1 protein-coding gene is annotated in these 383 nt (G+C 56.7%); it reads left to right on the top strand.

All coding sequences use genetic code 11. The features are described 5' to 3' along the window. Positions 1-370, top strand: a 370-nt coding sequence (locus tag Q4563_RS16880; RefSeq protein ID WP_303605315.1) for an inositol monophosphatase family protein, incomplete at its 5' end; no start/stop codon positions are given. Positions 371-383: the final 13 nt, after the last annotated feature.

Raw genomic sequence — 383 nt, forward strand, 5'->3', positions numbered from 1 at the left:
GTTAAACCGCGCCCTGATTGGTACCGGCTTTCCTTATCAGAAAGATGATCTTGATTACCTGATCGGTCGTTTTGGACAAGTGCTCAAGCACTGTGCCGATCTGCGCCGGGTCGGTGCCGCCGCCCTCGATATGTGCTGGGTCGCCTGTGGCCGCCTCGATGGTTACTACGAAAACGTTAAAATCTGGGACTGCGCCGCAGCACAATTGATTGCCCGCGAAGCCGGTGCCCGACTCGGGCATATTCATCCCCTGCCAGACAGCACCAATCCACAGTTGGTCAGCAGTAATATCATGATTGTGACCCCTGCGCTGTTTGAGCCATTACAAGCGCTGCTACGCCAGTCGGATGCCAGCTTCGGTCGCCACTAGACCACAGCCACCG

The organism is Gilvimarinus sp. 1_MG-2023, from assembly GCF_030548285.1.